This is a genomic window from Algoriphagus algorifonticola (assembly GCF_007655305.1).
GTDB lineage: Bacteria > Bacteroidota > Bacteroidia > Cytophagales > Cyclobacteriaceae > Algoriphagus > Algoriphagus algorifonticola.
Genome location: NZ_VLOG01000065.1, coordinates 96,114 through 113,690, shown reverse-complemented (window position 1 = coordinate 113,690; position 17,577 = coordinate 96,114). Strand labels below are relative to the sequence as shown.

Annotated in this window: 15 protein-coding genes and 1 tRNA gene; 6 read left to right on the top strand and 10 right to left on the bottom strand. The window is 39.9% G+C overall.

Going from position 1 to position 17,577, the window contains the following annotated elements; translation table 11 throughout:
* Positions 1-87: 87 nt before the first annotated feature.
* Entirely contained in the window at positions 88-2,619 is a 2,532-nt protein-coding gene (locus tag FL972_RS18435; protein ID WP_144607457.1) for a M14 family metallopeptidase, read from the bottom strand.
* 220 nt (positions 2,620-2,839) lie between these two features.
* Between FL972_RS18435 and FL972_RS18430 the strand changes: the two genes are divergently transcribed.
* The 3 genes from FL972_RS18430 to FL972_RS18420 all read left to right on the top strand — a co-directional run bounded on the left by FL972_RS18430 (position 2,840) and on the right by FL972_RS18420 (position 5,667).
* A complete protein-coding gene (locus FL972_RS18430; RefSeq protein WP_144607456.1) occupies positions 2,840-3,991 on the top strand; it encodes an ATP-binding protein in 1,152 nt (383 codons plus the stop codon).
* 304 nt (positions 3,992-4,295) lie between these two features.
* Positions 4,296-4,481 (top strand): hypothetical protein, encoded by a 186-nt coding sequence (locus tag FL972_RS18425; protein WP_144607455.1) that lies wholly within the window; start codon positions 4,296-4,298, stop codon positions 4,479-4,481.
* Between the two features lie 160 nt (positions 4,482-4,641).
* Positions 4,642-5,667, top strand: coding sequence for a DUF4221 family protein (locus tag FL972_RS18420; RefSeq protein ID WP_222116054.1), 1,026 nt, complete (start codon positions 4,642-4,644; stop codon positions 5,665-5,667).
* 126 nt (positions 5,668-5,793) lie between these two features.
* On the opposite strand, the gene FL972_RS18415 is transcribed toward FL972_RS18420, so the two are convergent.
* From FL972_RS18415 to FL972_RS18380, 8 genes are all read right to left on the bottom strand, one after another.
* Positions 5,794-5,868, bottom strand: a tRNA-Val gene (locus tag FL972_RS18415).
* Positions 5,869-5,945: 77 nt separating this feature from the next.
* A complete protein-coding gene (locus FL972_RS18410; protein WP_222116053.1) occupies positions 5,946-6,284 on the bottom strand; it encodes a nucleotidyltransferase family protein in 339 nt (112 codons plus the stop codon).
* Positions 6,274-6,684 carry a nucleotidyltransferase substrate binding protein gene (locus FL972_RS18405; RefSeq protein WP_144607453.1) on the bottom strand — a complete coding sequence of 137 codons (411 nt, stop codon included), beginning with the start codon at positions 6,682-6,684 and terminating at the stop codon, positions 6,274-6,276. The genes FL972_RS18410 and FL972_RS18405 overlap by 11 nt, the downstream gene beginning before the upstream one ends.
* A 104-nt stretch (positions 6,685-6,788) precedes the next feature.
* A complete protein-coding gene (locus tag FL972_RS18400; protein ID WP_144607452.1) occupies positions 6,789-8,237 on the bottom strand; it encodes a hypothetical protein in 1,449 nt (482 codons plus the stop codon).
* Positions 8,234-9,430 carry a hypothetical protein gene (locus FL972_RS18395; RefSeq protein ID WP_144607451.1) on the bottom strand — a complete coding sequence of 399 codons (1,197 nt, stop codon included), beginning with the start codon at positions 9,428-9,430 and terminating at the stop codon, positions 8,234-8,236. The genes FL972_RS18400 and FL972_RS18395 overlap by 4 nt, the downstream gene beginning before the upstream one ends.
* 4 nt (positions 9,431-9,434) lie before the next feature.
* Positions 9,435-9,752: a hypothetical protein gene (locus FL972_RS18390; protein WP_144607450.1), complete on the bottom strand. Its 318-nt coding sequence runs from the start codon at positions 9,750-9,752 to the stop codon at positions 9,435-9,437.
* A gap of 167 nt (positions 9,753-9,919) precedes the next feature.
* Positions 9,920-12,736 (bottom strand): excinuclease ABC subunit UvrA, encoded by a 2,817-nt coding sequence (gene uvrA / locus FL972_RS18385; RefSeq protein ID WP_144607449.1) that lies wholly within the window; start codon positions 12,734-12,736, stop codon positions 9,920-9,922.
* Positions 12,737-12,922: 186 nt separating this feature from the next.
* Positions 12,923-13,300 carry a GxxExxY protein gene (locus FL972_RS18380; protein ID WP_144607448.1) on the bottom strand — a complete coding sequence of 126 codons (378 nt, stop codon included), beginning with the start codon at positions 13,298-13,300 and terminating at the stop codon, positions 12,923-12,925.
* A 543-nt stretch (positions 13,301-13,843) separates the two neighbouring features.
* Between FL972_RS18380 and pnuC the strand changes: the two genes are divergently transcribed.
* A complete protein-coding gene (gene pnuC / locus FL972_RS18375; RefSeq protein WP_144607447.1) occupies positions 13,844-14,461 on the top strand; it encodes a nicotinamide riboside transporter PnuC in 618 nt (205 codons plus the stop codon).
* A complete protein-coding gene (locus tag FL972_RS18370) occupies positions 14,448-14,969 on the top strand; it encodes an AAA family ATPase (RefSeq protein WP_144607446.1) in 522 nt (173 codons plus the stop codon). The genes pnuC and FL972_RS18370 overlap by 14 nt, the downstream gene beginning before the upstream one ends.
* Positions 14,970-14,979: 10 nt before the next feature.
* Here FL972_RS18370 and FL972_RS18365 read toward each other — a convergent pair whose 3' ends face one another.
* Positions 14,980-16,059, bottom strand: coding sequence for a serine hydrolase domain-containing protein (locus FL972_RS18365; protein WP_144607445.1), 1,080 nt, complete (start codon positions 16,057-16,059; stop codon positions 14,980-14,982).
* A 144-nt stretch (positions 16,060-16,203) separates the two neighbouring features.
* On the opposite strand from FL972_RS18365, the gene FL972_RS18360 reads away from it, so the two are divergent.
* The gene (locus FL972_RS18360; RefSeq protein WP_144607444.1) at positions 16,204-17,535 is read left to right on the top strand and encodes a glucuronyl esterase domain-containing protein; all 1,332 of its coding nucleotides are present in this window, start codon (positions 16,204-16,206) and stop codon (positions 17,533-17,535) included.
* Positions 17,536-17,577 lie beyond the last annotated feature (42 nt).

Below are 17,577 nucleotides of genomic sequence, written 5' to 3'. Positions count from 1 at the left end.
AGCCGACCCCATTTTCAGGAGTCGGCTTTAAAAAACCGGCTTTCAGCTATTGATTTCAGCCTTCAGAATTCATATTTCATCCTTTCCCTACTGTCCAACCAGGAAAATCGCATTGCTCAGCACCAATTTTCCGGATTCCCAGAAACCACGGAAAATCGGATTATCCACGAAATAGACAATTTCTCCACGTCCCATTCGTTCGGAACCGATGGCTAAGGATCCCCCCATGGAAGATTTGATTTTATAACCTATGTATCCGGTTCTGTAGGAATCATTGGAGCTGATTTTTCCTGCATTGACTCCGTCGAGTAAGTAGGCAAATTTATTGGAGTTGTTTTTCAAAGCGTAATACTTGCCCTGAGTTCCAAAGCCAAGGGGATGTGTAACATCCATATCAACTTGGTAAATTGCTCCTGCAGCTCCGCCTGAGATTGCCAAACGTTCTCCCTCCTGATAAGGCTCTAAGCGTTCTTTTCTAGCCAGGGTGTCAGCTGTTTTTTCGGCAGCTTTTTTCTCCTCATCGGTATCGAAAGTTTTCAGAGAAAAACCTTCCTTGTTTGCAAATAGGTTCACAGCGCCATCTATCGCAAGGATTTTTCCACCTGCGCGTATCCATTCCATAAGTTTATCCTGAGCTGCTTTATTCAGTCCTCCGCCCCACATGGATGGGAGAATGATCACATCGTATTTGCTTAGGTCATATCGGGCCATGTTGTCCAATTCCAAGTTTGAAAGTGGATAGTTCAAGTCCTTTTCGAAGAAATGCCAAAGCTCACCGTAGTTCAGAGAAGAAGTCCCAGCTCCTCCTACCAATGCAACTTTTGGGGCCTGGATAATCCGGATATTAGGTGAGCCAAAGTCTTTGCCTTCTTCCATGTAACCAGTCATGGTTGTTTCAAGGGAGATACCAAATTGATTGGCAATTCCTGTAACTTTTTTATCGAAGTCAGCGACATATTCATTACCTCCTTTGGTGATTAGCAGAGTGCCGGCTGGGAAGCTTTTTCCTTCTGTTTTGAAAGGGAATTCAGGATATTTTACTCGTATGCCTTCTCTTAAAAGTGCTGCAAGAAAAGCTGCATCTCTTGTTCCTTCCCATTTAGCAATATAAGCTACAGGGGTTTTTCCTGGGACATTTGCTACAAAATCTACTTTCTCATAAGCTCCGGCTGGGTCTAGTCTGCTTTCTAAAGCGTAGGCTTTCAAATTATAGGCATAAGGTAAAGCCCATGAAGTAATATCGTAAGTGATGCTATCGTTCAATTGAGGATTTGGCTCAAAAAAGACCTGTGCCAAAACAGATTTTGGCTGATAAGCTGAGATTACAATGTCCTTTTCAGAGGTGCTGAAAGCTGCACTTTTTCCGCTTTGATATTCAAAACCTCTCAAACCTGATTTACTTCCCGCCTTTCCATACTGGATTCCATTTTTATCCAATAGCTCCAATAACTTGGCAATTTGTGCAGGGTTGCTTTCTCCTTTGATGACAAAGCTTTTGTATTTACCCTTCGGGTTAGTTGAGTTCTCTTTGTAAAACTTCTCAAACTGCTCCAGAAGTTTTGAAGCATTCTGGCTGGTTACTTCTGCGGCTGACATGGCAGCGGTATAGTGTCCTTCGATTCTGTAACTCAGCGTTACTGTATCTCCTACGGCATTGAAACCACCTCGGCCAGCCTGACCTCCTCCACCTTGCTCTATGGTCATTCCGATTGCTCCGTTAAACATCGGGTAAGAATCACCATAAGAAGGATAGAGTAAATCAAATCGCTCTTTGGTAAAATAAAATCTACCCATATCATCGAAATACTTGGCGGTATTTCTTCCAAAAATATCCTGGAACTCATGCTGCCAAGCAGTCAGCTGCTCATGCAGTGGTTCAGCGGCAGGAGCCATGTAGAATGGATTATTAATGCCTTGCTCATGAAAGTCCAAATGCAAATGCGGCATCCACTGCTGATACATTTTCAGTCTTGCCTGAGACTCGACCTGCACCTGCCATGCCCAGTCTCTGTTGAGGTCAAAAAGATAATGATTTGCTCTACCTCCCGGCCAAGGTTCGCTGTGCTCCATGGATTGTAAATCTGGCTGCAGGATGGTATTCATTTTTTGGTTGTACCACATCGCATAGCGATCTCGACCATCTGGATTAATAGCCGGGTCAATGATGATAACCTGATTTTTCAGCCATTCCTGGGATTTTGCATTAGTAGGATTAGCGAGTGTATGAAAAGCTGAAATAGCTGCTTCCATACCCACAGATTCATTTCCATGCACATTGAAAGACATCCAATTAATTGGGATAGCTGTAGAGGGAGTTCCTTCCATCAACCCGGCTCTTTTAAGGTTGTCGGTCCGTATTTGTTCCAGATTAGCCATGTTTTCAGGGCTTGAAAGGATTGCCATGATCAGCGGACGCTTTTCGTTGGTTTCCCCGTATTGGATGAGTTTGACATTGGGATTATTAGCGGCAACGTGTTCGAAGTAGTCTACCATGCGGTGATGGGGAGTAAATCGGTCACCGGGCTTGTAGCCTAGAAACTGCTCTGGTGTTTGGATCTGCGCTTGCGCGAAAGTCCAGCATACCAAGCTGAAAAGAGTGAAGAGTAGTCGTTTTTGCATAAGAGAAAATTTCATTGAATGCCGAATTTAAAACTTAAAGCCAAAGAGATAAAACCAGCAATGGAAAAGCGCAAAAAAAGCTATTTAGAAAACTGTCCAAATATTTATTTACCATGAAAATCGTAAAATATACTTTCGATTTTCATGGTAAATAATTTGTAAATCTGATTAATTAATTCTATTTTTACCATGAAATCCGTAAATTGAACTTTCGATTTTCATGGTAAAAGATCGTCAAATTCTCCCTCTTTTGCAGGAGTATCTATCCATTTTCCCAGCTGTAGGCCTATTGGGTCCTCGACAGGTGGGAAAGACAACTTTGGTCAAAAACCTGAAACTCGAAAAGGACAGCCTCTACCTCGATCTGGAAAAATCCTCTGATCGGGCAAAACTGGTCGATCCGGAGCTTTTCTTAAAAGCCCATGCGGATAAAACGGTCATTCTCGATGAGATCCAACTTATGCCTGAGCTTTTTGCCGAGCTTCGAAGCTTAATCGATGAGCAACGCGAACCTGGACGTTTTATCTTGTTGGGTTCGGCTTCACCGGACCTGATCCGAAAAAGTGCAGATTCCTTGGCCGGTCGAATTGGATACTTGGAACTGACGCCATTTTACCTTGGGGAGATTGATTCGGATGAGTTGGAAAAACTCTGGATTCGAGGTGGATTTCCCTTGTCTTTTTTTGCCAAAAATGAACGAGAGTCTCAGCTTTGGAGGCGAAACTTCATCAAAACCTATCTCGAACGTGACCTGGCACAAATCGGATTAAGTACCGATCCGAGACTGATTGAGCGCTTTTGGATGATGCTTGCCAATGCACAGGGGGGAATCTGGAATGGAGAAAGTTTCGCAAGGGCCCTAGGGATTACACGACCTACCGTAAACCGATACTTGGAGTTTCTTGAAGGTTCGTTTATGGTTAGGATTCTGGCACCTTTTCATCAAAATATTAAAAAGCGCCTGGTCAAATCTCCAAAGGTTTTTATCCGGGATACTGGATTGCTACATTCCCTGGCTGGAGTGGAAGGTATGGATGCTCTGATCAACCAATTATTGGTCGGACCGAGTTGGGAGGGCTTTGTGATTGAGCAGATCATCTCCACGCTGAAGGATGAGTTTGAATATTACTTCTACCGAACCCATCAGGGCGCAGAATGCGACTTGCTTTTGGTGAAAAATGGAGTGGTCAAAACGGCTATCGAAATCAAAAACACCCTCTCGCCTAAGCTCAGTAAAGGCATGCAGATCAGCATGGAAGATACGGGTGCTGAAAGCGGTATGATTATCTGTAGGATTTCGGATAGCTTTCCTCTTTCAGAAAAAGTGATGGCCTTGGGATTGAGGGAGTTTTTGGGAAACTCATTCGTATAAAAATAACACCGCTTACTCCCTCTCCACTAAATCCTTCCTTGTAAAATTAATTTTCAATGAAGCTTTCTGAAACTAAAATCACAAATATTTTAACTATTTAAACGTAATGCTTTATGAAAAAAATTAAACCCGGATTATGCATTAGAATCTGTAGTGAGAGGTCAAACCGCAATAAAATCAAGTATTTAGCGAATGAAGCATAGCACCGCTACGGTGATTGAGCTAAATACAGCAAAGCGATTGATTTTGAAGCGGTTTGGACTCGTAATAAGAAGTCTACTGTATATTTCGGGTTAAAGTTTTTGTGGCAGTAATTGCTGCCTTTGCTTTACCCCATTTTGGAATGGCGTGTAGTGGTAGTTGGTATACTTGCGAAAATTTGGGAGAATTCTTGATTCAAGTTGCGGAGAATTGTCCATGTGATGGGATCATGATCATTGAAGATTGTGATGCTGGAATGATCGAACTTGATTATAGTTGTGAAGATTAATCAAGTAATAGAGTATCCCAAGTTTTTCTTGGGATGCCTTTAAAAATTCAGGGAATTTAAATTTTATAAATTAATGAGAGTCTTTTTTCTTCTTTTATTGGTATTTTGTTTTTCGTGCCACTCTGATACTATTAGACCATTTAAAATTCATTTTGAGGAAATGAATTTACCAATTGATCAGGTAGGAGTCTCGTCCTCAAGACCCTTTTTTTTCTTCATCGATTCTAGTGGAATGTACGTTTTTGATGAATTTTCAAGAACAATTTTAAAATTTGGTCAAAACGAGGTAGTACCCAAAGAGTTTATATCTTTTGTAGATGAGGATAGATTTGAAGTCTCCGAGATGCAAGGCTTTATTTATTCCAAGGTTGGCTTTTTCTTCTTTAATCCAAATCAAATCGTTCATTTAGATAATGAAGGTGAAGTAAAGAGATTTCGACTAGAGGATTTAACTATTGATTCAACGAGTGAATTCCTGGACTATGGTTATAAAATTCAATTTAACTTGACTTTTGGAAAGACTATTTCGGCTTTTGATCCTGAAAATAATAGGTTGTTTTTTGTTTTAAAGAAAGATAAGGAAATGAAAGTTGGAGAATATTCATTGAATTCTCCTTCAAAAGTGAAGGTCTATGAAATCATCGATAATGATAGGATCGATGTCCAAAGAATTGGGAATCAATTTACAAGTAAGATTTCTCTAAGTAATGCTGTAAGCCCTATTCTAAGTTACGCAAATGGGAATCTTATGATTTCATATCCTTTTCAAAACTCTTTTCAGGTATTTGATTTGAAGACAAATAGGCTTTTTGAAAGTACTATTACTTCCTCGATACACCCGAATTCGAAAGAAATTCAATATGTCGAAAAAGATGAACTAAATGAGTTTGTTGCCAAAATAAAAGCTTGGAATAACGATATTACATTTGGACCAATTTATTGGGAGGAAGAAAATCAAGTTTATTATCGATTAGTTAAGGGAGTTTCGAAGAGTTTGAATCCATTTGAAGGTGAGCTTTTTCTATCACTTTTTGATTCTAATTTTTCCTTGATTCAAGAAGAAAAATTGGAATATGGTTCAAATCTCTCCTTTGAGTATTTTAAATCGGATAAAGAGATCTGGATAAAGAAGGTTTCAACAGCAGAAGATGACTTGGCGTATGAAACTATAACCTTGTCAAAATGATTTTTAAATCCTTTTGCATTGATAGGTTACATATCGTCTTTGAAAAAGTTTGATACTCCAGTTGGTTGGCAGATTGGCAAAGAATAAAAAAAGCACAAAATCTTATCGACTTTGTGCCTGATAGTTTGGGATCTAAGGGATTCGAACCCATGACCTCTGCTCTGTCAAAGCAGCGCTCTAAACCAACTGAGATAAGATCCCATTGATGGTTGCGAAGATAGTCATCCGGTTTAGGCTTCACAATAGTAGAGAATCATTGGAACCCTTTTTTTTTTGGTTTAGGCATTATTGGGTTCAGTTTCCTTTTTTCTATGGAAAATAGGTATGCCTACCCGATCTATATGCTTTATTAATTCAGACTCTTGAATCTTATGATAATTGACTAGGTCAAAATGATAAGGCATATTGGTCTCTTCATTGAGTAGATAACTGATTTGACTGACTTTTTCAAAGGTTAGACTTTCTCCCTTCAAGGCCAAGTCCACATCACTTCCAGGGCGGAAATTTCCCTTAGCTCTGCTTCCAAATAGAATCACTTCTTCTACAAGTTTATGATTTCCAAAAATTTCAAATATGGCAGCCATATCCGATTCCAAAAGTCCAAATTTATTCTTCATTTACTTTTCTTTGGAAGGTGAAGCGCAGTGCGTTTAATAAAGGGAAATATTTTTCCTGAATGAGTTTTTCCATTTCAGTAGCCTTTTGCTCATCATAGGTATGAGCAGTTAGGTTTCTATCTTGTAGCAAATCCATCCAATCATGGCCATTTTCCAAAAGATTGACTTCAAAAGCCTTTTTTAGAGCTGCCCTTGGTGAACGAATATCTACGAAACCTTGCTCTTCCAGGTAATCCTTGACCATGTTCCAGGCAAGCTCAAATGACATTTCAAAAAACTGAATAATACCGGCTTTTTGTACCAAATCCGGATTTGGAATTTGTAAGGCCTTTTCCAAATGACCTAAGGCTTTGCTAAAGTTAGAAAAGCGTTGTTTCCAGCGGATATCTTCATTTTTCATGCTTGAATTCCTGTATTTCTATGCACAAAATACAGCTTTAATTCTGTTTTTCCTTTTTTGACCATTAGAACAAGGTTGTGAATCTTCAAGGTTGAAGGAGTTTATTAGTCTTCTGATATTTCTTGTGCTATCGATTTTAATTGAGGAATAAGCTTCGAAATATAATCTTTGTAATAAGCCAAATCTTTCTCTTCAGGAATTAATCGTTTTTCAGAATTCGCTTCAAACTGATCCTCAAGACTAGTTTTTGATCCTAGATCCTTTCTGATTTGATTGAACAAATCAGGGCTCACCAAAGCATGGGAACTCCAATACTCTGGATCAAAAGCAACAATTGTTTCCAATCCCACAAAACCAAATCCTTTTTCAAGCGATTCTAAATCTTGTCTGGACTGGACAAAGTGAAAATCCTCGAAAAGAATTTTCTCTACAATCGTGACTTCACTTCCCTTCTGATATGGTCTTGGATTTCCGATATTGATGGGACCGAAAAGTTTAGCTTTTAATTCTACCTCGCTCATAAAGACTTTGTCACTAGAATTTTCAAAAATGACTGAAAGACTACCGCCCATTTGCCGTTCTCGTCCATTTCGGTTTTTTGGAAATGCGACGTAATTGTATTTGGAGAAGTTGATGGTAATACTCTCGATGTTTTCTCCTGACTCATCCAAAATAATTTTTCCTTCTCCTATGAGAAATAAGTCTGAATTTGCCTTTACGCGCTCATCGTCTTTTGATTTAAACAGGATGATTTCTTTTCCATTTTCCAAGTCATACTGGAAATCATAGAATTTGAGATTTGAAGAGGATAAAGGCCAAGAATACTCAAAAGCATGCATTAATTCTCTTGCATAAAAAGGTTTTATAAAATACTGATCTGACCGTTCTGTACTGGATGAAGTATTCCTTGCAGGAATCGTATCTCCTGTTGCCCAGTCCCAATGATGGCTTCTCCTCAGTTCTAGGGGCACTAGAAATTGATAAGCGCTGCCGCCGCCCCATGCTTGGACAAAATTATAGGGTTTCCATTTTTGAGTTTTGGAGTGTAAAGAAATACCACTCGCTTCGAAAAAATCCACATACTTTTCTTGCTGTTGCACAGCATAATAGCCTCTGAAATTAGATAGGAATGCCTCCTTTTCAAAAGTAGGCTCAAAGTTTTTGTTGAGGTATTTGAGCTGATCAACCGGGTTTTGAAAGGATCGGATTTCGATTTCTTCCAATGCGATTTCTGCCCTTTCCAGAAGAATTACTTTTTCCGCATTTGGCTTTACCCGAAAAGCTTTGTCTTGGTAAAAGAAACTTCGGATAAAAAAGGTGATCCCTTCCTCCAAGGTGATATTTCCAATGCTATCGGTGATTCCGTAAACGGCCCCATTTTCAGAAAATACCGGTAAAAACGGAATGGGGCTCCTTTTTTTATTTTCACCCTTTTCTAGTAAAGAATACTGATGCTTCTTTTGTTCAGCTTCTTGACCGTACGAAAATTTTGAACCCATAAGTATGGCCGCAAAAGTTGCGAAAGCTGACGTAAGTAGGATTGACTTTTTCATTCTGATAACTTCAATCTATAGACGACTATCTTTTCTTCCCGTTCAAATTGCTTATTGTATGAACCGTAGAGGTAAGGTTCCTTGTATCCGAAGTAGTTAAAACCCTTCGGAACAGCTTGGTCCAAAAGTAAGGTGTCATTTCTGTAAAGCTGAATTCCATCTTCTAACGGGCTGTTTTTAGTATAACCTCGTACTAAAAGATCTCGCTCCTCAATAAAATCTAAAGTAGTAAAGTAGTTGACTTTTGGGCGAAGTTCTTCTCTGCCCAGATCAAATTCCGTTACATCCAAAGCGCTCAGATCAGGGTAGTCAGTCAACATGTCTTTGCCAGCATGCCCAAATGCATGCTGAATCAGCCCATCAGCAGAGAACTTGTTCAGCAGACTATCCGCCTCAAAACCTTGAACGTGAAAATTGTTTTTTATTGGTGCTATTGCTGTACCCATTAAGTAGGGGATAAAACTATCGCCTGAATATATTGGAGGGTATCCTCCAGAGATTTGTATTTTCCCATTGCTTAGGTCTAGTATCCCCAGGTTTTTGGCTTCCTCAAAGTAATTTTTATTTAGAATGTAATTGTACTCGGGATGGGTAGAGGATATCTGAATCATCACTTTCCTTTCTCCAAACCAGGTCGGTTTCTGAAATTCATAATGGAGTTCGTAAATGCCTGCGTATTCCGGTTTTGGATTCTTCAACAATTCATCATAAGGCGTATTTTCATGGTAAAAGTCCAAGTTGCCTGTTTGGGAAATAGTCCAGTTCTTATCAACCACATAATAGTCATAACTCCCACCTAAAAGGAAAAGCCCCTGATCTCCGGAAGCCATGGCAACAAGTCCTCCTTTGATCTGATTTGGTCCTTCGCCGATTCCTATTTGCGTTTCTTTTAAGCTAAGGTCATCATTAAAAACATAAATTATCCCGGTTCTTTTATCCGCAAGAATAATCTGATCATTAAAAATCTTCCAAATTCCACTGCCGGAGAAAATGACCTCTTTGTTCTCTAGTGAATCAATTTTTAAAGAAATAGTGTTGATTTCCGCATTCCGATAATAGCCGATCTCTTCACCGTTAAATTTGACTTTTTCGCCGGAAGTACAGGAAAGAAAAATAAAAGAAATAAAAGCCCCGATCAAAAACTGCTTCTTTGATATCATGGAAATTAAGGAGGAGTTATCGGGGCTTTTCATGATACTAGCAGTTAATTGAATAAAAACCGCAGATACCTTGTCCAGATTCAATTTCTGCACATTTTGGTCTTAGTGAAATATGATTTCCTGATCCACAAATCTTATTCCCGTCATCATCTTTTTTACAGCGACATTTCAAAGTATTCGAATCTGGAATATCAGGCAAACTAATTGTCTGTGCTTTAGTAGTTGTTTGGAATAGGTTTGCCCCAAGATCTATGAAGGGACTTTCTAAAGAAATATTCAGTGGGAGTCCAAATGCGAATAAAACTACCATGGACAGCGTGATAATTTGAAATCTTTTAAGAAGTTGCTTTTTCATCATTTCTCAGCTTTAAGTTCAACATTGATTTTATGAAATAAGCTTAGGCCTGAAACTAATTTCAACACTTAGTAAAAAAAAACAAACCTAGTTGTCAAGAAAAATTGAAAAAATCTGATGAATTTTTTAAAAGTTGAAGATTTAGGGAGGTGAGGAATTAGTTGATTTTATGCAAATCCTTCTCTCAAATACTTCGCTGTGTAATTCCCTTCCTCCTTAGCCAAATCCTCAGGAGTACCAGCAAAAGTCAGATGTCCTCCTTTGTTTCCTCCTTCTGGGCCCAAGTCAATCACCCAATCGGCGGATCGGATCACTTCGGTATTGTGCTCGATAATGATGACCGAGTGACCCTGGTCAATCAAGGCGTTGATGCTGTGAAGGAGCTTGCTGATATCATGGAAGTGTAAACCCGTCGTCGGTTCATCAAAAATAAAGAGTACATGATCTCCTGATTTTGTACCTCCTTTTCCCAAGAATGAAGCCAGTTTGACACGCTGAGCCTCTCCTCCGGACAGGGTATTGGAGCTTTGCCCCATGCCGATGTAGCCCAATCCCACTTCTTGAAGAGGCTGCAGTCGGTTGATAATCTGGGTTTTTCCTTTGAAGAATTCCAAAGCCTCATCAATGGTCATGTCCAAGACTTCAGAGATATCCTTGTCTTTGTATTTGACGTCGAGAATCTCATTCTTGAAACGCTTGCCTTTACAGGATTCGCAAGTAAGATGGATGTCCGCCATAAACTGCATCTCTACTGTAGTGACCCCTTCACCTGCACAGTTTTCACATCTTCCTCCGTCCACATTGAAGGAGAAAAATGCCGGTTTGTAGCCCCGTTGCTTAGATATAGGCTGCTCCGAAAATAAGGTTCGGATGGCATCATAGGCCTTGACATAGGTCACTGGGTTGGAGCGGGAGGATTTTCCTATCGGGTTTTGATCCACAAACTCCACTTGGGTGATTTTTTTAAAATCCCCTTCAATCTTGTCGTATTTTCCGCTTTCATCTATGACTGTTCCCAGCATTTTACCCAAAGCTGGATAGAGTACCTTTTTGATCAACGTAGATTTTCCTGAGCCGGAAACCCCCGTGACCACTGTCAGGGTATTCAGCGGAAACTTTACCGTCAGGTTTTTTAGATTATTTTCTCTGGCACCTTTGACGATGATGGAATCTTTCCACTTCCGATTTCCATTTTTCTGGAAGATTTTTTCTTCTCCTCTCAGGTATCGGGCTGTGTGAGTTTGTCCGGAAGAGATTAATTCTGCGATTGAACCTTGGAATAATAATTCACCTCCATTTACTCCTGCATCCGGGCCAATATCAATGATTTGGTCTGCAGCTTTCATGACCTTGTCTTCGTGCTCGACCACGATCACCGTATTACCCATATCTCTGAGCGATTTTAGAACCCCAACCAGGCGATCGGTATCTCTCGGGTGTAAACCAATACTCGGCTCATCCAAAATATACATGGAACCTACCAAGGCCGATCCAAGTGATGTGGCCAGCTTGATTCGTTGGTATTCCCCACCTGATAGTGTGGAGGTCAGTCGGTTCAATGTCAAATAGCCTAAACCTACCTGATCCATAAACTCCAAGCGGCTTACAATTTCCTTGAGCAGTCTATTCGCAACCTTCGCTTCATGTGGAGCTAATTCCAATTGATTGAAAAATCCTAAAGCCTCGTCAATTGGCATTAATACCAAATCGGTAATGGATTTTTCATTGATTTTCACATAGGATGCATCCTTCCGAAGTCTGGTTCCACGGCATTCAGGACAGGTAGTTCTTCCCCTGAACCTGGAAAGCATCACCCTATATTGGATCTTGTGAGTTTTGGTTTCTAAGTCTTTGAAAAATGCGTCTAAGCCTTTGAAATACTTATTTCCAGTCCATAGCAAAGCCTGCTCTTTTTCGGTCAAGTCCTCAAAGGCTCTATGGATGGGAAAATCAAACTCAATTCCTTTTTTCAAGAGTGGTTCTAACCATGAGCGGGAGGATTCTCCTCTCCAAGGTGCAATAGCTCCTTCGTAAACAGACATGGTTTTATCTGGAATTACGAGGTCCGGATCTATCCCTAATACATTTCCAAAGCCTTCGCAGCGTTTACATGCTCCATAAGGATTATTGAAAGAGAAAAAATTAACAGAAGGCAATTCGAAGCTCATTCCGTCCAATTCGAAGCGGTCTGAAAATGCTTTGGTTTCTTTGCCGGGAATCGTGATTTTACAGTCGCCATGGCCTTCGAAAAGTGCGGTTTGGATGGAGTCTGCAATTCTGAACTGGTTGTCTTCGTCATCCTTTCGCACAGCTGCACGATCTATCAGGATTTCATAATCGCCTTTGGGTACTTTCTTTTCTTCTAAAAGTTCTTCTACAAAATAGGCTTCCCCGTCAATCAGAATTCGGGTATAGCCTTTTTGTAACAAAAGTTCCAACTCTTGCTCAACCTTTCTACCTCTCGCTACTTGCAGAGGGCAGGAGATCATCACTTTCTCTCCCTCCTCGAAGGATAGAATGTAATCTACAATATCAGTGACTGTATGATGTTTGACTTCCTTTCCAGAGATCGGAGAGAAAGTCTTCCCAACTCGCGCAAATAATAATTTAAGGTAATCGTAGATTTCAGTGGTTGTCCCTACAGTGGAGCGAGGGTTTTTGGTACTTACTTTTTGTTGTATTGCAATGGCCGGAGCTACACCTTTTATGTATTCTACTTCCGGTTTTTCCATTCTGCCCAAAAACTGCCTTGCATAAGAGCTCAAACTCTCTACATACATGCGTTGGCCTTCGGCAAAAAGAGTGTCAAAGGCGAGAGAGGATTTACCGGAGCCCGAAAGGCCGGTAACGACAACAAATTTATTTCTGGGGATGGCTACGCTCAGGTTTTTTAGATTATTGACCCTCGCGTTTTTGATAATGATGTATTCTTTGGGATCGAGTGAATCGATGTCTTTTTTCTCAGTCAAGGTGCTCAAAGTCATAGGGGACAAAGTTAATCATCTAACCCTAGAAGTCATGGGAAAGTTTATTTCATTGCAATGAGGACTTAACATACCAAACGTAAGTAAGACTGTCTTAAAATTTCACATAGCGCCGCATCTGTGTAATTTTTTTTACCTAGATATTTAAAATTTTCACCGCTGAGGCGCAAAAAGCGCAGAGAAAACTTACAAGTTATTTACAACTCGCTTAATCCCATCAGTTAATCTCACAACATTAAAATTCAATAATAATCCTAATTTCAGATTGGAAAGTTTTAAATATGTCAATACTTGAGCTAAATGGATCGGATTAAATTCTTCGATAGATTTCATTTCTACAATCACTTTTTCTTCCACAAGAAGGTCAATTCTATATCCTGTATCAAGTTTCATTTCTTTATAAGTAACTGGCAATAAAACCTGCCGTCGAAAAAATAAACCCTGATCCTCAAGCTCAAATGCAAGACATGCCTCATAACTGCTCTCTAAAAGACCTGGTCCTAATTGTTTATGCACATTGATTGCAGCTCCAATTATCTTAGAAGAAATTTCATTTTCTGTCATTGCTAAAAAAAATTTTGATTAATTAACTATATTTTATTTATAAAATCAACTAAACCTATTTAATACCTGCGATCTTCTTTGCGATCCCTGCGCCTTTGCGGTTTAAAAATGGATTTTCTACCGGCCTATGCTTTTATCACCGGTAAAGAAGGTAGGAGAAGGGGCTTCGTGACTTTATGGGGGATAACTTTTTGGAGAATACCAAAATCTGGAAAATAGATTTTAAATTAAGCTCCACTTTAGTAGCACTGAACATTTAATAAAATATATAATCGAAAGATCCTAATACCTCAAAAATGTCGTTTAACAGGTGTTCTAACTTACACATAATTACACCTTATCTTTTGTCGTCTCTTTTCACTTCACACAAAGATTGCCTCTTGAAAGGTTGAGCACTCACTTTAAAAGCAGTAGGATATCTTGAATTGTTGAAAAACTCAAGATATGGTTGCTTTGGGATTATAAGATTTTAAATATCCATGAAAGGATATTTTGCCCCTCGCAGAGTCGAGGTACTTCCAACTTTTTCCCTTATTTCGTGGCATGGATATTCAGTTTTTGGTGGATGGATTTGCGGAAGGTTTGAAGGCCATGACTTGGCTCGAAGCTATAGCCGTATTTTTTGGAATCGCTTCCGTGTTTTACTCCATGCGCGAGCATATCTGGGTTTATCCCACTGGGATCATTTCTACCCTGATTTATGTATGGATTTGTTTCCAATATAAGCTCTATGCAGATATGGGGATCAATGCCTATTATTTCAGCATGTCCATTTACGGCTGGTATGTCTGGACGCATCCAAAACCTAATCAAGCTGTTGTGCCCGTCACTTGGCTTAAGCCTAAAGGTTGGATTATTTCCGGCTTTATATTTTTAGCTTCTTACGGAATCCTTTCCTTTGTATTGACTCAATTTACAGATTCTGATGTTCCATATTGGGATTCATTTACCACATCTTCTGCATTTGTAGGCATGTGGTTGATGGCCAAAAAGAAAGTTGAAAATTGGATTTGTTGGATTATTACTGATTTAGTCTCAGTTCCTTTGTACTTTTACAAAGGGTTGATTTTAACTTCTTTTCAATTTCTATTTTTCACAGTCCTAGCATTTATGGGCTTATTTGCCTGGATAAAATCTGCAAAAAATTATGCAAAATCCTAAAAGGATCTTGATTTTGGGCCCTGAATCTACGGGCAAAAGTACTTTAGCATCGGATTTGGCTGTTCATTACGATGAACCTTGGGTTCCGGAGTTTGCTAGAGAATACCTAGAAATGCTGGACCGTAATTATTCTTATTCCGACCTTTTGAAAATCGCCAAAGGTCAGATGGCTTTGGAAGATGAGAAATTTCAACAGGCACGGAAGTTACTTTTTTGTGATACTGATCTTAGGGTGATTCATGTTTGGTCTCAGCACAAGTTTGGTAAAGTGCATGATTGGGTGACTCAGGAAATAGGAAGGAGAGCTTACGATTTAATTCTATTGACGGATATTGACTTACCTTGGGAGCCAGATCCTCAAAGAGAGCATCCAGAGCCGGAAATGAGGCAGTTTTTTATGGATTGGTATGAGCATCTTGCTATAGAAAGCAAGTTTCCATGGGAAAAAATCAATGGTGATCCCAAAACAAGGTTAAATAGAGCTATCGAATTAATTGAGTCTCTGTAAACTTCTTTCGTCATTTTCTACCAAAAGATAGTGTAGCCGCTTCTACCAAACGCATCATGGCAGGATGGACATTATTATTTAAAATAATGATGGTTTTATTTTCTTCGATAAATCGAACAATGATGGTCTGATAGCCCGGATTGTCACCATTGTGCTTGACCATTTTACCAAATGGACTTTTGGGCTCTAAATCCCATCCAAAACCATAATAACTTCTGGTGCCGTCCTTGAGTCGATATGGGCTAAATGCCTCCTCTAGAGTTTTGGGGGAAATTAGTTTGTTGGTATACAAAGCCTGATCCCATTTCAAAAGATCCTGGGCAGTGGAACTCACTCTCCCAGGTCCTTTTCTATTTCCTAGCCATAAAGTATAATCCGATGCTCGAAATCGGTTGGCATTCACATAATTTCCATTCTCATCCTTTAAGTGGCCTGCAGCAAAATTGCGGACTTTGGATTTTTCATCTAAACTTCTGATTGCTGTATTTTTCATGCCCAATGGCTCGAAAATCCATTCTTTGGACAGAACCACAAAGTCCTTCCCGCTTACTTTTTCTACAATACTACCCAATAGTACATAGCCTGTGTTGCTATACTCATATCGTTCCCCTGGTTTAAAAAGAATAGGAGGGGCATAGATTCTTAAATACTCCAAAATATCAGGGTTGCCGGCAACTTTACTTTTATCCCAGTGCTCATCCATGATGGCCTGGTAGTCTGGGAGTCCTGAAGTGTGAGTTAATAAATGACGGATGCTGATGCCTTTATATGGGATTTCCAAATAATCCGAAACAGGATCATCAAAATCCAAAAGGCCTTTTTCCTTACATAGCATGATCATCATAGCTGTAAATTGCTTGGAAACGGAGGCCATTTCGAAGATGTCATCTTTTTGTAAAGGAGTGTTTGACTCATAGGACCTCATTCCACTCGCTTTTTCAAAAAGTATTTTTCCTTGGTCAGCTACCAGGACCACTCCGGAAAAGCCTTCATTACTTGCCCTGATAAATGCCTCTTCTAGTAATTTTTGTTGAGCGATCCCTTGCCAGGAAATAAAGAATAACAATAGAAAGACTTTAACAGGCTTCATAAGCTGATAAAATTAGTATTAACTCCAAGATAGCTAAGTCGTGGGGCCTTTCAAAGCTTCAATAAACTCTCAAGTTTCCATTAATAAAATCTTTCGGGTATTAATGCTGAATTGGCTTAGATTCAAGCTGTAATGATTCAACCTATGTCTAGATATTTCCTGCTTTCATTATTCTTTCTTGCTTTCTTGAATCGAGCTGAAGCTCAATTTTCTCAAAGTTCAAGGGATTCAATAACTAAGCTCAGCCAAGCTGATCATCAATTGATGCTTCAAAAATTAGGGATTGATAGTCTCCGACCCGGACCTTCGGGAAACCCTTCCGCTCCGAACGCAGCAAACTCAGACGAGAGCAAAGCCAAACAGTATAGCGAGGTTCCCGATCCTTTGGTTTTTGAAAATGGCTCGCCAGTCCAAACCTTGGAAGACTGGGAAAGAAGAAAAGAAGAGCTTTATGGTCTATTCGACTTTGAAATGTATGGGAAAACTCCTGCCAACTTACCCCCGGTAAATTGGCTAATTGTAGAGGAGAAGGATAGTCTCATTGGAAAGCAAGAATTCAGATATAGAAAGTTGAAAGGAAAGGTGGACAACTCTTTCTATCCTGCAATTGAAGTGGAAATAGATTTTGAATACGGGGTGCCCAAAAATACTGTGGATCGGGTTCCATTGGTGATGGAGTTTGGGTGGAACTGGCCTGCAGGGATGAGGAGACCGGCTCAAAAAGGTCCTAGCTGGCAGGAGCAGCTCTTGCAAGAAGGTTGGGCTTTCGGAGTAATTATTCCAACAAGTTATCAAGCTGATCACGGTGCAGGATTAAGAGCCGGAATAATAGGTTTGGTGAATCAGGGGCAACCTAGGAAGCTGGATGATTGGGGTACACTCAAAGCTTGGGCTTGGGGCGCAAGTAAAGCTTTAGACTTTTTGGAATCTGATGATTTAATCAATCAGGAAAAGATTGCGATAGAAGGATTATCTAGGTATGGAAAAGCAGCATTGGTAGCCTTGGCCTATGAACCCCGATTTTCACTTGGCTTGATTGGAAGTTCGGGAGCTGGAGGAGCCAAATTACTCAGGAGAATTTTTGGGGAACAAATAGAAAATCTTGCGAGTTCAGCCGAATATCATTGGTTTGCTCCCAATTTTATCAAATATGCTGGTCCATTGAATCAGAATGATTTACCTATAGACGCGCATGAATTGATTGCCCTTTGTGCACCGAGACCATTGTTTATCTCAGTGGGTTCACCAGAGGTGGAGGGGCAATGGATTGATGCAAAAGGGATGTTTGAGGCTGGAGTTTTAGCAAGTCCTGTATATCAATTTTTGGGTAAGAAGGGGGTGCCCATATCTGAGTTTCCGCCTCTTGGAACATTCCTTAAGTCAGGAGAAATAGCATTTCGACAACATGAAGGAGGACATACTGTGGGACCGAATTGGCCTTATTTTATAGAGTGGGCAAAAAAGTATTGGGAATAAAAAAGGCCAAGCTTTTTCAAACTTGGCCCATTCAAATATTTC

Excerpts from the sequence above, each read along its gene's own strand:
- pnuC (WP_144607447.1), top strand. The coding sequence starts at position 13,844 with ATGGATATTCAGTTTTTGGTGGATGGATTTGCGGAAGGTTTGAAGGCC.
- FL972_RS18410 (WP_222116053.1), bottom strand. The coding sequence starts at position 6,284 with ATGAAGAATAAATTTGGACTTTTGGAATCGGATATGGCTGCCATATTT.
- uvrA (WP_144607449.1), bottom strand. The coding sequence starts at position 12,736 with ATGACTTTGAGCACCTTGACTGAGAAAAAAGACATCGATTCACTCGAT.
- FL972_RS18400 (WP_144607452.1), bottom strand. The coding sequence starts at position 8,237 with ATGAAAAAGTCAATCCTACTTACGTCAGCTTTCGCAACTTTTGCGGCC.
- FL972_RS18395 (WP_144607451.1), bottom strand. The coding sequence starts at position 9,430 with ATGAAAAGCCCCGATAACTCCTCCTTAATTTCCATGATATCAAAGAAG.
- FL972_RS18365 (WP_144607445.1), bottom strand. The coding sequence starts at position 16,059 with ATGAAGCCTGTTAAAGTCTTTCTATTGTTATTCTTTATTTCCTGGCAA.
- FL972_RS18430 (WP_144607456.1), top strand. The coding sequence starts at position 2,840 with ATGGTAAAAGATCGTCAAATTCTCCCTCTTTTGCAGGAGTATCTATCC.
- FL972_RS18435 (WP_144607457.1), bottom strand. The coding sequence starts at position 2,619 with ATGCAAAAACGACTACTCTTCACTCTTTTCAGCTTGGTATGCTGGACT.
- FL972_RS18370 (WP_144607446.1), top strand. The coding sequence starts at position 14,448 with ATGCAAAATCCTAAAAGGATCTTGATTTTGGGCCCTGAATCTACGGGC.
- FL972_RS18405 (WP_144607453.1), bottom strand. The coding sequence starts at position 6,684 with ATGAAAAATGAAGATATCCGCTGGAAACAACGCTTTTCTAACTTTAGC.
- FL972_RS18360 (WP_144607444.1), top strand. The coding sequence starts at position 16,204 with ATGTCTAGATATTTCCTGCTTTCATTATTCTTTCTTGCTTTCTTGAAT.
- FL972_RS18380 (WP_144607448.1), bottom strand. The coding sequence starts at position 13,300 with ATGACAGAAAATGAAATTTCTTCTAAGATAATTGGAGCTGCAATCAAT.
- FL972_RS18390 (WP_144607450.1), bottom strand. The coding sequence starts at position 9,752 with ATGAAAAAGCAACTTCTTAAAAGATTTCAAATTATCACGCTGTCCATG.
- FL972_RS18420 (WP_222116054.1), top strand. The coding sequence starts at position 4,642 with ATGAATTTACCAATTGATCAGGTAGGAGTCTCGTCCTCAAGACCCTTT.